Source organism: Paenibacillus hemerocallicola (assembly GCF_006265175.1).
Classification (GTDB): domain Bacteria; phylum Bacillota; class Bacilli; order Paenibacillales; family NBRC-103111; genus Paenibacillus_AB; species Paenibacillus_AB hemerocallicola.
The window spans coordinates 49,448-64,084 of record NZ_VDCQ01000047.1 but is presented as its reverse complement, the minus strand read 5'-3'; the positions used below and the strand labels follow the sequence as shown (position 1 = coordinate 64,084).

12 protein-coding genes are annotated in these 14,637 nt (G+C 57.5%); 3 read left to right on the top strand and 9 right to left on the bottom strand.

Annotated elements, in window-relative coordinates; translation table 11 throughout:
• Nucleotides 1-50: 50 nt before the first annotated feature.
• The gene (locus tag FE784_RS27020) at nucleotides 51-1,097 is read right to left on the bottom strand and encodes an HRDC domain-containing protein (RefSeq protein ID WP_139605372.1); all 1,047 of its coding nucleotides are present in this window, start codon (nucleotides 1,095-1,097) and stop codon (nucleotides 51-53) included.
• A 219-nt stretch (nucleotides 1,098-1,316) separates the two neighbouring features.
• Between FE784_RS27020 and FE784_RS27015 the strand changes: the two genes are divergently transcribed.
• Nucleotides 1,317-1,616 carry a DUF3055 domain-containing protein gene (locus FE784_RS27015; RefSeq protein ID WP_139605371.1) on the top strand — a complete coding sequence of 100 codons (300 nt, stop codon included), beginning with the start codon at nucleotides 1,317-1,319 and terminating at the stop codon, nucleotides 1,614-1,616.
• 300 nt (nucleotides 1,617-1,916) lie between these two features.
• Here the strand turns inward: FE784_RS27015 and FE784_RS27010 are convergent, their stop codons facing one another.
• The gene (locus FE784_RS27010; protein ID WP_139605370.1) at nucleotides 1,917-2,444 is read right to left on the bottom strand and encodes a phosphatase PAP2 family protein; all 528 of its coding nucleotides are present in this window, start codon (nucleotides 2,442-2,444) and stop codon (nucleotides 1,917-1,919) included.
• Between the two features lie 289 nt (nucleotides 2,445-2,733).
• Between FE784_RS27010 and FE784_RS27005 the strand changes: the two genes are divergently transcribed.
• A complete protein-coding gene (locus tag FE784_RS27005; protein ID WP_139605369.1) occupies nucleotides 2,734-3,060 on the top strand; it encodes a hypothetical protein in 327 nt (108 codons plus the stop codon).
• A gap of 429 nt (nucleotides 3,061-3,489) precedes the next feature.
• On the opposite strand, the gene FE784_RS27000 is transcribed toward FE784_RS27005, so the two are convergent.
• Both FE784_RS27000 and FE784_RS26995 read right to left on the bottom strand, forming a co-directional pair.
• Nucleotides 3,490-3,972, bottom strand: a complete 483-nt coding sequence (locus FE784_RS27000; protein WP_139605368.1) for a GNAT family N-acetyltransferase — start codon at nucleotides 3,970-3,972, stop codon at nucleotides 3,490-3,492.
• Nucleotides 3,973-4,077: 105 nt separating this feature from the next.
• A complete protein-coding gene (locus tag FE784_RS26995) occupies nucleotides 4,078-4,947 on the bottom strand; it encodes a 5'-3' exonuclease (RefSeq protein WP_139605367.1) in 870 nt (289 codons plus the stop codon).
• 171 nt (nucleotides 4,948-5,118) lie between these two features.
• Between FE784_RS26995 and FE784_RS26990 the strand changes: the two genes are divergently transcribed.
• Entirely contained in the window at nucleotides 5,119-6,036 is a 918-nt protein-coding gene (locus FE784_RS26990; RefSeq protein ID WP_139605366.1) for an SGNH/GDSL hydrolase family protein, read from the top strand.
• Between the two features lie 81 nt (nucleotides 6,037-6,117).
• On the opposite strand, the gene FE784_RS26985 is transcribed toward FE784_RS26990, so the two are convergent.
• The 5 genes from FE784_RS26985 to FE784_RS26965 form a co-directional block, all read right to left on the bottom strand.
• Complete coding sequence (locus FE784_RS26985) at nucleotides 6,118-6,957, bottom strand: alpha/beta hydrolase (protein WP_139605365.1); 840 nt, start codon at nucleotides 6,955-6,957, stop codon at nucleotides 6,118-6,120.
• 57 nt (nucleotides 6,958-7,014) lie between these two features.
• Nucleotides 7,015-8,715, bottom strand: coding sequence for an extracellular solute-binding protein (locus tag FE784_RS26980; RefSeq protein WP_139605364.1), 1,701 nt, complete (start codon nucleotides 8,713-8,715; stop codon nucleotides 7,015-7,017).
• 20 nt (nucleotides 8,716-8,735) lie between these two features.
• Nucleotides 8,736-9,866 (bottom strand): response regulator, encoded by a 1,131-nt coding sequence (locus tag FE784_RS26975; protein ID WP_139605363.1) that lies wholly within the window; start codon nucleotides 9,864-9,866, stop codon nucleotides 8,736-8,738.
• Nucleotides 9,808-11,574 carry a sensor histidine kinase gene (locus FE784_RS26970; RefSeq protein ID WP_139605362.1) on the bottom strand — a complete coding sequence of 589 codons (1,767 nt, stop codon included), beginning with the start codon at nucleotides 11,572-11,574 and terminating at the stop codon, nucleotides 9,808-9,810. Before FE784_RS26970 ends, FE784_RS26975 begins: the two co-directional genes overlap by 59 nt.
• Nucleotides 11,575-12,280: 706 nt before the next feature.
• A complete protein-coding gene (locus tag FE784_RS26965) occupies nucleotides 12,281-14,557 on the bottom strand; it encodes an AraC family transcriptional regulator (protein WP_246132198.1) in 2,277 nt (758 codons plus the stop codon).
• Nucleotides 14,558-14,637: the final 80 nt, after the last annotated feature.

Below are 14,637 nucleotides of genomic sequence, written 5' to 3'. Positions count from 1 at the left end.
GCGGCGGCCGGGACGGCCTCTTTGCTTATGGCGGTAAAGTCCGGGGCGGCTTAAGCCGACTGTCCCGGAGCCTCTTCCCCGTCCTCCCCGGCCGCTTCCACAACATCGATTTTCGCCTTGCGGTAGCGGATTCGCAGCAGCCTAAGCCACTCGTAGGCGCGGCTCAACGATTGTTCGTCCAGCGACTTCTCGTCGTACAGCCGCTGCAGAATAGGTCGCAAGAAACGGCCGCCCGAAGCTTCGAACTCGCTCCAGGCTTTGTCGATAAGAGGCTGGGGGATGGACGAGAGCTCGACCGCAATAAGCCGCTCCAGCTCGTAGCCTTCCTTGTCCAGCTCTTCGATGCGGGTAACAAGCTCCCGGCGGCCGAGCGCTAGCAACGGCTCCATCGCGCCGAGATCCAAGCCGCCGGCGATCGCTTCGAGCAGCTTGCGCTTCAGCTCCTGCTTGGCCGACTCGCCCTTGCGCCGCTGCTCCTGCCGGTCGCGGACCCATTGCTCGGCCTCGGTCCCGTCCACCGCTTCCTCCACCCAATCGAGCGGGAATGCCGTCTGTCTCGTCGCGCAGTTCGTCAAGGCGAGTATATCGGTCCCGTATAGACCTGCCTTATGCTCGCCGAGGCCCGGCAATTGCAGCAGTTCCTCCTTCGAATGCGGGACGAACGCGGCAATCATTTTGAGCAGCCGGTTGGAAGCGAGTATAAACGGCGACTTCCCTTCGTGCGCAGCCTGCCCGTTCCGCCAGCGCCGCAGCGTCTCGTACAGCTCGGGGTCCGCATGCAGCTCGCCGTAATATTCGAGCTTCCGAACCAACAAGCCCCGTCCCGTGCTTCCCGACTCCCGTTCCGCGGCCTGCTCGACCAGAGGGCGGTATCCTTCACGCCGCTTTTCCGTCAGCCGGGCGCGAAACTCGGCAATCATTTCGTCCCAAGCGGCTCCCGTATACCAGCTTTCCTGGGTCGGCAATCCTTCGCTGCACGGCTCGTGCCACCATACGCTCCATTCTCCGAGCTCCTCGGCGATCGACACTTGGGCCGATACGGTGCTGCCGTCATGCTCGGTACGCTTCTCGAAGCTGTTCAAAAAAACGAGATTCATCCAGACTCCTCCTCGGATTCGCGGCACGACAAAAAGCACCCCTTCCACATAAAGTAGAAGAGGTGCTTCCTCCGGCCGATCATTTCATTTCATCGACATCATACCACAAAGCGGGTTCCGATACAATATTTTCCTAACGCTTTCATTGACATCCTTTTGCCCGCATTGGCGCATTCATGTATAATCGAGTTACTACAAACGACGACGGAGGACCCACCCATGTCCGCGAATTCATTCGATTTTTTATACGATCATTCGGAAGATACGAGAACGCGTTTCGTCTGCTTCATCACGCCTTCCTTGCAGCGCTTCGACCTGGCGATTACGAGCACGAGCCGCTTTTACGGCAAACAGCTGATCACCGACATCCAGTCCGGCAAAACGGCGATTATAGGCCCGGACGATCTGAATGAGCCCGGTTATCTCGAATATGTGTATAAGCTGTCCGAAGAGGACGGGGAAGACCTTCGCAATTTTCTGATCGAGATAGTCGGCATGATCAATTTCACGGACATTTGATCAGTCTCCCGAAAGTATAGCTGTCCTTCTAATCGTATTCCGAGTACTACGGGGGATCCCTCCCCCAAGGAATTCCACCCGAAGCCCCCAAAAATGGCCCCCGTGGTATTACGGAACTGCAGTACGTTATTCCGAAGAAATCCGGCTCCGCTCGCCGGAATAGCGGAACTGCGGTTCGTTATTGGAGCCCAATGCGCATCTATGGCTAGCTTTGGAGGCGGATAGAGCACCTGAGCTCCGCTATTTCCCTACAACAACGATTTTCCCCTCCTAATAGTGTACTCCAGTTCCGCTACTACCTCAAATCAACGAAACGGCCAATGCCGATACGCAAGTCCCGATGAAACAGCCGGCAAAGCAATCCGAAGGATAGTGGAGCCCCAAATACATGCGCGACATGCCGACCGTCGCGGCCAGCGGAATTACGAGCAGAGACAGCCAGACCGATGCGAACGCGAACGGAACAAATATGGAAAAGGCGGCCGTCGTATGACCGGAAGGAAACGAAGGATCCTTGAGCGGCTTCGGACCGGTTACTACTCCTTGCAAAGCCATATAGGGCCTTCTCCGATCGACCTTCCTCTTGATAATGGCGGCGACCGCGTGACTGACCGCCAGGGAAACTAGACTTCTCCAGCCGATGTCGCGCCATGGCTCGGATGCAAGCAGGACGAATGCCAGCACGAACGATATCGTGAACAGAGCGCCTCCCAGGTGGGTGAACCATCCGAACAGCCGGTCCAGAGCGGCATGGCGGATCGAGCCGTTGCACCACCGGAATACCCGGTTGTCCCATTCCCGCAAACGCGGAAGCAAACGTTTAGTCATGAAGCGTCTCTCCTTCTGCTCGCCTCGCAAAATTTCACTGACCTTATCATACTGAATAAAAGGCGTTCCCCGAACCGGTCTTAACGGCGGTTTTTTTCCAAGACTAAAGTCCAGTCCGCTATCGATTGTATCGGCAAGCCAATGTCATTCATATGAAAAACGTCGTATCGACCTATTCCGAGATCGAGCATCAACCGTCTCTATCACCCCGAATGCCGAATGTTTATTTTGTAAAAAGCACCCTCCAAGGGAACACTATAGCAAACTGTCACCAAGGAGGGTTTTTGTCATGTCCGATGAACGAGTAGAACGGGAAACCGAACGGCTGCATGCTTATGAAGGATTTATCGACGAAGAGCGCAGCGAGCATACCGACCTGGCTACCGTCGAATCGCAGCGCAACGATTTGGCCGCCGAAGAATTCCCGGAGGGTCCGTACGGCTCGAGCATATTGTCCCGGTCATTGGGCAAAAGTACGCCATGGCGCGAAGACCAGCGTCCGCCCAACCGGTTTGCTTATGAAAACCGCGATCTCCACGAAGGATTGGGCCGCGGAGGCTATCCGGCCGACCACAATACGCACGACGAGCCGGGGGACGAATCCCCGGTCGATTAAGAGCTTCTATTCGAGCGGCAACAGAATGGAGGGCGCCCGGTTTATACCGGCCTGCGCCCTTTTTCGTTCACTTGGCGACCCGCCGCGATTTCAAACAAACATCCCTCGCTTTTGGTCGTCCACTTCTTCGGAATGGAAAGTATGCAGTTAATCGCCCACAGCCACATAAAATATCGTTAAGCAACTGGAAAAGATGGGGAAATATGCATCTAAATTCGCTACAAGGTAACAAGGTCGACTTACAGTACAAAAACAAATGTATGTTTTCCGGTAAACCGTTCAAAACGCGAATAACGCCCGGATTAACTGCACTTTATCCATTGGACATGTGGCGAGCCGAGCAGGTTCACCACAGTTCGCACCAAAAAATCCTCCGGCTTCTAGCCGAAGGATTCGTTCGAGCTCTCTTTGCATCTTTACTCGCCTTACCTACTCCTGCACTTTTTTCAGCATGCCCTTGTAAACGCCGGGCACCGAGCCTTCGATCGGAATAGCGCCGACGGCTTTGCCGTAAAACTCGGTCGGACCCGCCCCGCCGATGATCGCATAGGCGTAGCCCTCATCGTGCAGCCCGTGCATGCAGGCGAGCAGCAGCGCTTTGCCCACTCCTTTGCCCCGCATCGACGGATCGACGCCGGTAGGGCCGAAGTAGTTTTTGCATGTCGCCTCATAGCAGCCGAAGCCTACTACTTTGTCCCCTTCGGTTGCTATAAAGCACGAAACCGGCAAACGGGAAAACGCCACGTCGACTTCGCTTTCCCAGTGCGCGCTGAACGTGCGGCGCACCCAATCTTTAACGATATGCTTCTCAGGGGCCAAGCCGCGGCGGATGACGATTCCTTCCTCGGCCAGTTTGTTGATGATAGTCGTTTTCTCGGGCAATTCGTACAGTTTGACGAGCATGTCCGGCATGGGGGGTTCCTCCCGTAAGTTGGTTTGTAAGCGAATCGCCATAAGCCTGTCCGGAAGCCCGGTACCTGCAGCGGCTATGTATTTCGTCCGATCCGGACGCGACGCTTAGCCGATCTGCTGCGCGAGCCCTTTGAACTCCAGCTCTTCGAACTTCGCCCGGAGCCGGACCAGATCGGGCGACCAGACGCAGCCGTCGATCGGACAGCTGACCGGAACGTCGCAGCGGATTGTCGCCAGGTCTCGGGACAAGTGCAGCATGTCCAGCGAGACTTCTATCTTGTTGCGGATGCTTGCGGATACGGATCCGAGGTTGGCCAGAATGCTGTCGATGTCGCCGTATTCCGCGAGCAGCTTCAGCGCCGTCTTCTCCCCGATTCCCTTTACTCCCGGATAGTTGTCGCTGGTGTCGCCCGTCAATCCCTTCAGCTCGATAATTTGGCGGGGTGTCAATCCGCGCTCCTCGAGCAGCGCGGCCTCATCGTATACCGCATAGTTGGACGGGCCCTTCTTCATGATGACGACGTGCACCCGTTCGGCCACAACCTGCAGCAAATCATGGTCCCCCGTCAGCACGAATACGTGCGCCTGTTCGTCGGCATAATGTCGAGCCAGCGTTCCCATGCAGTCGTCCGCCTCGTAGCCGACCAATCCGACATTCGGCACGCCGAAGCTGTCTACCACTTCCTTGACCAGATCGAATTGGGGGATCAGCTCTTCCGGAGCCGCCTCCCGGTTTCCTTTGTAATCGGCGAACTGCTCGGTGCGAAAGGTGGTGCTCCCCATATCCCAGCAGCAGACGACGTGCGTCGGACGGAACCGCTTGATCGCGTCCGTGAAATATTTGACGAAGCCGTGTACCGCGTTGGTCGGCACCCCGGCGCTCGTTCTCTTGATATACCCGCTGTACGAACTGGCGTAATAGGCGCGAAACAATAGCGCCATGCCGTCTACGAGCAGCACGGTGCGGTCGCTCATTTTACGTTCCCTCTCCCTCTCTAGTAAAAACGCAATCTCATCGCCATTATAGCATAAGCCGGGCTTCCGTGGGCGCCGGATTCCACCTTTCGCCCGCGATATCGAAACAAAATTCCACATTCACCCGGTCCGCCGGGCATGGTATGATGACGGAAAAAAGGAGCTCGCGCCATGTCATCGTTATTTCAAGCGGATTACGGCATATCCGACCGATTGACCGTTCTGTTCCTCGGCGACAGCATAACCGACAACGGCACGTACATCGCTTATATGGATGCCTACTTCCGGCAGCATCTGCCGGAGAAGGAGCTGCAATTCATCAACCTGGGCGTCTCCAGCGAGACAGCTTCGGGCTTAAGCGAACCGGGTCATCCGTTCCCTCGGCCATGCGTACACGATCGGCTCGGAAACGCGCTGCGGGAGACGAAGCCGGACTGGGTCTTGATCGGGTACGGCATGAACGACGGGATTTACCATCCGTTCTCCGAAGACCGGTTCGCCGCTTACCGGAAAGGCGTGCTGGATGCGATCGGGCAGGTCAAGCACGTAGGGGCGAAAGCAATCGTCATGACGCCTCCCCCTTTCGATGCGGATTCGTTCGGCCCGAACGGAGCGCTTCGGTCCGCCGGGGCGACGTCGTACGATTACGCCAATCCGTATGCAGACTATGATGACGTTTTGCGGCACTATTCCCGCTGGATTTTGTCTCTCGGCGATATTGTGGACGGCGTGGTCGATATCCGCACCCCTTTGGCCCGATACACCGAACATAGAAAAAAGGAAGAACCGGGGTACAAGTCGGGCGACGGCATCCATCCGAATGCAAGCGGGCATTGGATCCTCGCTCGGCAGCTGCTGCAAAGCCTGTTCGGCGCGACACCGGAACGAACGCCGGAATATGTGGAGCGGCAGCGGGCGTCCGGCTTTTTTACACTCGTCTTGGAACGGCATCGGCTGCTGAGCGCGGCATGGAAGGAGCATGTCGGACATACGAGCCCGAACAAAGCCGCCGCTTTGCCTCTCGCGGAGGCGCTGGCGCAGGCACGGGAAATCGAGCTCCGAATCCGAAAGCGGCTGTCCGAGCAATAAAAGCGCGGCAATACGGCGCTATGCGCAAACAAACAAGCGGGCTCCGCAACCATACGGAGCCCGCTGTTGTGTTGCCTTCCGTCATCCGAGGCTGTCGAGCAGGAAACCGGCGATTTCCCCGGAGCGGAGCGGATCTCCGACATGCCGGAGGACGAACGGAATCCCCAGTTCATCGTATTTCCGCTTGAGCACGTAGCCGTGCATCGGATGATGGATCACTTCCCCGACCGGAGCTTCGGCCGGTATGCGGGGATGGTCGAGGTCGAGCGCATAGTCGTAATTCATCAGAGCGGGAGGCGCCTTGTCCGACATGAAATGGATCGCCGAAGCTTCCTCGGCCAGCTTCAGAAATTCCGGCCGGTACAGGTCCTCGATCGAATCCATGCCGTAAAACAGCTTCAGGTTCGGCTGAATGTGCGGTCCCTCGTAGATCCCCTCATAAAATCGTTGATCCTTCGACGCTTGCGTACCGAAGCCTACGAACGCCTTTACTTCGGAAGACTCCCGCTCCACCGGGTCGCGGCTGTCCGGCTTGGACAAATCGCCCTTGAGCGCATTCCATAACGCGATATGCCCTCCGGCCGATGAACCGGCCGATGCGATGCGGGTCGGATCGATCCCCCACTCCGCCGCCTTGTGGCGCACGAACTGGATCGCCCGCGTACCGTCCTCCATCGGGGCCGGGAACGGGTATTTCGTAATAAACCGGTAATTGGCCGACACGACGGAAATGCCGGCCTCGATGCATTCCTTCATCAGTCTCGTGGACAGGACGGCGTTTTTGTCTCCGCCGACATAGCCTCCTCCGTGAAGGAACAGCACCGCCGGCGAAGGGCTTTCTTCGTTCCCTACCAGATACGCGTCCAATACGTTTCTTTCATGCGGACCGTATACGACGTCCTTGTACTCCATCACATGCATGAAGCCCGATCACCTCTCCCAGCAAAAATATGCAATCTATTGACCGCTACTACCAAATTAACGGAGAGTTACCCCGGATGCAAGCTTTTCCGCCGCCGACGCGACTCGCCCGTTCTCCAGATCCCACCTGTTCACCTCTTCCGTAATCGCGTCTCCGCCGTTTTCGCGCCATTGCTTGACGAATTCGTCGAATGAATCGGCGGGCGCCTTGCCGTATACGATTTTCAGGAACGCCTCCCGCTCCAGCTTGGCGAGGAGCGGCCCTTTCGCCGACATCGTCGGGGGATGCGGGCCTACGAATTCGTTTTTCCGCGAATGCTCCAGCTGGATATCGCCCACGAGCCGCCCTTCCAAAAACAGGCGGGAAGCGGTGGAGGCGAGCTTCTTCTCGTAAGGCGACCGGATATGGCCTTGAAGGACCCGCCGTTCTATGCTCTCGCCCGGCATGACGTTCGGGGGCGCGCTGCCCGGCCCGAACAACAGATGCTTCGATATCGTGCTGGTGGCGCCCGGGAAGTCATAGACGAGCTCGCCGTCCTTCAGGATGTAATCGTAGCCTTCCGCGTAACCATATGCGAAATCGGAAGCGGGGTCCTCGATAAGCGAGCCGTATACGGCATCCCAGTAAAGGAACGCGGCATCCATGCGGTCGAAGCCTTTGCGGAAAAAGTAGCTTCCGTACGACAGCTTTGAGCCGATCCGGCCGATTTTGCCGTCGGGTCCGGTCGGGTAGGGGATCGGCTTGAATACCGCTCCCGGCAGCGTCCCGCTCGCGTCGCTAAGCGGCCACCCGCCCATCCAGCCGGGCCCGGAAATGACGCCGGCCGCGCCGCTCGCGAACAGCGAGGACGCCTTCTGCTCGTCGTGGGTGCCGAAATCGGGATCCAGGTATCCTTTCGCGTACCATTCGCTTAACCGGGCGAGCGCGAATTTTACGCCGGGCTGTATGGAGCCGTAAGCGAGCGTGCCGTCCTTCGTCCGGTTCCATTGGTAAGGCTGGTCGCCGTAGGCGCCGAACAGGAAACTGGCGTCGCCGATCCAGTCGTTCAGATAGCGCTTGCCGGCGAGGGCGAGACCGATCGTGTCGCGCTTGCCGTTGCCGTCGGGATCGCCGTTCGCGAAGGCGTCCAGCACCGTTTCCAGCTCGTCCAGCGTGGCCGGAGGCTTAAGCCCGAGTCGGTCCAGCCAGTCTTGGCGGACCCACAGAATCGGGTCCCCGACTTTGCCGTCGGAAATTTGCGGGAGACCCCACCTTTTTCCGTTCAGCATGACGCTTCTCCAGACGCTCGGGTTTTTCTCGTACGCTTCTTTGACGCGGGCAGGCGCGTAGGCTTCGAACGCCTCGGCAATATCCATTATGCTGCCGGAAGCGACCAGATCGGGCAGCAGACCGGGGATTTGCGCGTCGGTCAGGAACAGCACGTCCGGCAGCTCTTCCCCGCCGGACAGCGCCAGCTTGATCCGGGTCGTCAGCGCGTCGTTCTGGTCGGTTACGATCCATTTGTTCGTCTGGATAATGCCGAGCCTGTCGCGCGCCCATCGGCTGATCGGGTTGTCCTCCGTCGTGTCGCCGTCCTTCAGCTTATCGTCGTTGCGCAGCGCCTTCGCCGTCGAGATGACGACGGGCGGATCGAATTTGCCCGGCGCGCCCGCGAGTCCGGTTACGGGCCTCGGCGGCGACGCCTCTTCTTTGCAGCCGGTCAATGCCGCGACGGCAAGCGCCGCCGGCAGCACGGCTTTTACGAGCTTCTCGAGCATCGTCTCGTACGCTCCTTGTATCAGGTTGTCGCCCCATCCGGAACGTCCGTCAGAGGCACCCGGAAAGATAGCAGCGTCCCGTCCGGATCCCGGACCGCCGCCAAGCTCAAGCTGCCGCCCAGACGCCGCATCCGCTCCTGCATCGCGCGAAGCCCGAAGCCCAGAGCCTGGCCGCCGTAAGGAATCCCGGCACTGCGCAGCGACCCGAACAGGACACCCGCTTCCTCATGCAGACCGAATGCGAAGGTCGCGGCTTTTCCGTGCCGGATTCCGTTCGTGATCCCCTCCTGAAGGGCGTGACAGACGATCTTGATGATCGCGGTATCCGCAACGGGCCAGTCAAGCCCGATCGAGCAATGGACCGAGATGCCGGCCATCCGCTCGGCTTCCGCGGCGAACCGCCTCAGTACGCTTTCCAGATCGGCATCCTCGTCCGGGTGCTTCAGCATGCCGACCGCCTCGCGGATGTCCTGCAAGCTTTTGCGCACCAGTTGCTGCGATTGCTCTAGCCGGGTCAGCCCTTCGGCATCGTTGCGCACGAGGAGCTTCCGGGCCGCCTCGATCTGAAACAAGGTGGCGGTCAGCGTATGTCCGACGATATCGTGAATGTCCTCGGCGATCCGCTCCCGCTCCTCGTGAACGGACAGCTCCGCTTGCGCCTTGGCCGCCAATAAATCCGCCTTCAGCCGCGGAATCTGGTCCCGCGCCGCATCGCGCAGCCGTTCCAGCTCCGCCTGACGATCCAGCCGCTCCAGCCGTTTGGCCGTAATGCCGCCGATCGTGCGCAGCAGCTCTTCGTCCCGGACCGGCTTCACCAAATAATTGATCGCCTGGAGCTCCATCGCCCGCTTCGCGTATTGAAAATCGGAATGGCCGGTCAGCAGGATGCAGTCGATATCGTGCCCGGAAGCGCGAACGCGCTCGATCAGCTCGAGTCCGGACATGACGGGCATCCGGATATCCGTTATGAGAATATCGACGGCTTGGCCCGCGATCGTCTCCAGCGCCTCCGGTCCCGAGAACGCCTGAAAGACGCGGCTCACGCCATACCGCTCCCAAGGGATCGTAATGGCCATACTTTCGACGAGATGCTTATGGTCGTCCACGATCAGAACCGAAAAAATGGGAATCGCCTTCCTTTGCCGCTTCATTTTTTTCCCAGCGCAGCACGACCCTCAAGCCGCCGTCCGCCGACGATTCGATCGCGATGCCGGATTGTCCTCCGAATTGATGGCGCAGCCGCTGATTGACGTTCCACAAGCCGAAGCTGTCTCCGTCCGTCTCGATTTGCGCAATCCGTCCGTTCAGCCGTTCCAGCTCCTCCGCGGTCAAGCCGGCGCCGTCGTCCTCGACCGTAATGGTGCACCAGTCCGCCTCGTCCGTGCCGATAATGCGGATTTCGCCTTCGTCCGGCTTGGACTCCAGGCCGTGCACGATGGCGTTCTCCACCACCGGCTGAATGAGCAGGCGGGGAATCGGCATATGCTGCATCGAGTCCGGTATCGCGATGCGCCAACAGATTTTGTTCAGCTGGTAGTTCATAATTTCCATGTAGGAAGTGACAAAATCGATTTCTTCGCGGATCGTCGTCGTCATCGACACGTTGCGGGTCGTATATTTGAAATAATCGGCCAAGCTGTAAGCCATCGCCTCGATCGGCTTCGGTCGGTTCATTTTGGCCATGCTGATGATGTAAGCGAGGCTGTTGTACAAAAAATGCGGGTTGATTTGCGATTGCAGCTGCTTCATCACCGCTTCCTTCGACCGCAGCTCCTCGCTGTAAACCTTCTCCACCAAATGCTGAATTTGCGCCGCCATTTCGTTGAATTGAGCGATCAGCCGCCGGAACTCCCGGTTCCGGTTCAACGGAAGACGGACGGAGAACTGCCCCTTCTTGAGCTTGGATACGCTTTCCGTCAACAGCTCTACGGGCACCTGCACATGCACGTACAGCAAATAAGCCGCGGCTCCCCCCAGAAACAGCAGAAGCCCTACCGTGACGTAAAACAAATACCGGCTTTTGGTCAAAGGCGCCACGATGTCCGCTAGCGGCACGTAATCGATCAGCGTCCAGCCAAGCTTCGGGGATTGGAAGAAGTAAATCAAATACCGCTTGTTGTCCAGCATGATCGTATCGTGGTTTTTCGCGCGGACGTTTGCCGCCACGTCGTACGAATCGATGATGCGGCGCGCGATGCCTCCGTCGGCCGTTCCGTTCAGCACGTAGCCGTCCGGCGCCTTGTATAGAAACGGATCGTTGTTGCCCTGGGACTTGAAGCTGTCGAGCAGCGACACGATATTGTCCTCCATCAGATCGACCTCGACGATAATGGAGGCTTGCCGCAAATCGGTTACGCCGGCGTACGGCTCGACGAAATAGCGGGTAAACGCCCGTTTCGGTATGCCGTTGACCGTGATCGGACGGAATATCCAGTTGGCGCTCAAATGTTCGGTCAAATAGGATTCGTCGTAAACGATCGAGGAATGGGAGGAAACGGCGCGGCCGGATGCGGGAAAATATAAGCTGAAGCGGCTCATCCAATCGGTGGACAAGCTGAACAGGCCGAGCTTGCGTTCGATGCTGTCCACGAGAACGGCGTAGTCGTACCGGTCGGCCGGCAGCGCATTTCCCGTCATCCCGTACAAATCCGGGTCCTTCGTAATAATGTTGGAATAGTTGGACACCTGGTCCATCGTGCCCTCGATTTTTTCCAGGAACAGCTTCAGCCGGTTTTGGTTGGCGATATTGATCTGCTCCTCGACGACGCCGATGCTTTGGTCATTCGAATACATATACAGCGCGATAACCGGGACCATCAGCATCGCGATCAGCAGCAGCATTTTCGTTATCAGTTTCATGGCGCTCCGGTTCCATATCGGGTCTCGATGACGGCGAATCGCCGTCTCATTTGGCTTTCCGGGCAGCCTGTTCGTCCCCCGGACGGTTCTATAGTCAGCTTACTGGAACTAAGCCGGAAATACAATCGCAACTATGTCGAAAAAAACTACGACAGCATAATTCGCGTACGGGAGAGCATGTACGGCATGATCGGTGAAGGCTGGCTGCCTTTGCCGGCACCTTGCGGGACCGCGAATCCAACAAATAGCGGAGCTGGAGTATGCTATTGACCCGAATGCAAGTGTCGGCAGCACAATAACGGAAAACCGTTCCTCTATTCCGCCGTTCACCCTCATTTTCACCTCGACAGATCGAAATAGCGGAAGCCTGTGCCGTTATATTCGGGAGTACAACGAAATTCCGGACGATAACGGAACTCGGCTCCGCTATATACGGCAACGTCTAGTCACCAAATATGCGGCAGTAGAAAAAAAACGAAAAACCGCCCAAACAAGTAAAAGGAATAGAAACAACCACGAATTGACGCAGGCAGGGGAAGAAAGGATTTGTTTTGAACGCAACTTTGCCCAGTAATTTACGGATTCGTCCGAAAGCTCCAAATTGGCGCAACGAAGTTCACGATTAGCGAATTTTGGTGCATGGTGTGGCGTAAACGCCGAACGAGGGCTAACCAGGCCGTCCGGCGGGAAACCGCTTGACCAGCGGTCACGGCTCCCGGTCGGGCTTCTCCGATTCGATCACCCGGTTTTTGCGGAATTCTCCGGGGGGAATGCCCGTCATCTTCTTGAACATCCGGATAAAGGAGGTCACGTTCCGGTAGCCGATTCGCGCGCTGATCTCCTGAACGCTCAGGTCGGTAGCGGACAGCAGCTCCTTCGCCTTGCGGATGCGGACGGCGTTGATGTGCTCGCTGAAATTGGCGCCGGTCTTCTCCTTGATATACACCGACAAGTAGGCCGACGACAAATTCAATTTGTCGGCAAGCAGGTCGAGCGACGCATCGTCGGCAAACTTGTTCTCCACGTAATCCATGACGAAGGAAACGGTCGGGTCCTGCTCCTCCTTCTTCGTCTGGATCACGGCCGCGGCCGCGTGGAACAGCTGCCCGTAAAACTGCTTGAACTGCTCGAGCGTGCAGCACTCCTGCATAAGTGCCGACTGCCTCCGCTGCAACGAGGAATCCGCATCCGCCCCGTACGGCTCCAATATTTTCGCCACCCTCGCGATCACGCCTTCGGCAAGCTGCCGCAGCTGCTGGATACTCGCTTCCTTCTTGTCCATCTGATCGAGCATCCGCTCCATGAACGCCACGCAAAATAATTGGCGGTTGCCCGCCTGCAGATTCGCATACAGCTCCTGCTCCTGCGGCACGGTAAACACGAGCTGGGCCGGAACGCTGCGGCGCTCGCGGATCACCTGGCTCTCGTCCATCGGCCGCGCCTGCTGCGCCATCTCCAGCACCTCGCGGTAAGCGTCATTGAATTGCGCGGAACGGTCGTACACCGGACTGATCGCGATCGTCACCAGAAAATACGCCTTGTCGCGATCCAGTATCGTCTTCAGCCTCGTCAGCGTCTCGTCCAGCGCCTCGGGTATTTCTTTGCTGCGGATCAGCGACAAAATTTGGTTGTTCTCGATCTGGAACGTATGCGACGAAGGCAGCCGCTCACTCAGGACGAGACTGATATATTCCTGGATGTAATAAGCCATCCGCTCGGTCTTCATCTCGCTGTCGGCGACCGGCTGCAGCTTGAAATGAAGCTGGAACAGCACGATGAAAAACGATTCGTCCATGACGGCGATATCTTTCCATTCGTTGATGTCGGACGTGATCGACTTCAGTTTGTTTATATAGCCGAAGCTCGTCAGCAGCGACCGTTTATCGAGCAGCTCCTTGTGAACGGCCTCTTTCTCCCGCATCAGCTCGTGGATGTTCCGATGGATCAGGTCGAATTCGCGGATCGGGCTCCGCAGCTCGACGGGGTCCCTTTGGAGAATCGAGGTGACCATTTGCTTCACCGGCCGGTTGATTTTGCGGCTGAAATAAAGGGAGGCGAGCAGCCCGATCACGATCGACACCGCAAAGACCAGGAGCAGCGTCAAGCTGGCGTTCCGCACCCGGGACGCGATATTCGCATATGGAACGGCCGTGACATAGGTGAGATTCCCCTCGGTATCCTTCTCGACAAAATAGTAGTAGCCGCGCGACAAACCGTAGCCGCTGCCGTTCTCGAATGCCGGGATGTTCGCCGCGGACAGCTCCGTGGACGAACGGTACAGCAGCGAGCCGTCCTTTTGCAATATCATGAACTGCCTGTTGTCCTCCGTCCCGTAAAACGCCTCCTGCAGCATCCGGGCGTCCAGCAGGGCGATGACCTGATAGTTCGAGGACGGCATCCGGAACGAGAACGGGATGAGCTCGTGAGAGGCCGACGAATTCAGCGTCGACACGGTGAACGTTTTTTGCGGATGAAGCTTGTAGTTGCCGGTCCGTCCGAACTGCTCCTTCCAGTACGCGAACGGATAATCCGGGCTGACATAGAAGCGGGAGAAAAACATGTCCGCCTCCACGGTCCCCTCCTTCTCCACGATAAACGAGTGGGAATCGAAGTACACGATCAGATTGTTGAGATAAAACATCGGATTATACGCTTCCGACCGGAGCTCCTTCAGCATTTCCGAAGCTTTCCAATACTCGATGTCCGATTCGCCCTTCACCTGCAGCTGACGGTTGAACGCGACGATTTTCTCGTCCGTGTACGTGTCGAACAGCAGCGTTTTGATCCGCTCGAAGTGCGTTTGGTATCGTTCCGCCGTATTTTTCAGCATCAGACGGTTGTATTGGATAATCTCCTTCTGCACGCCTTTATTGAACAAATGGACGGACAGCGCGTTAAAGACGGAAAACAGCACGATGATGCCGAGGAAGCTGATGAAAATATTGAACATTAGCGAGCGACCGTTCCAAACAGCCCATTTCAAGCTCCGCCTACCCCTTTGCCCCCGGTTTGACCGGCTTCATTATAATTCTTACCCATTGTATCGAAAGATCGTTTTCCGCA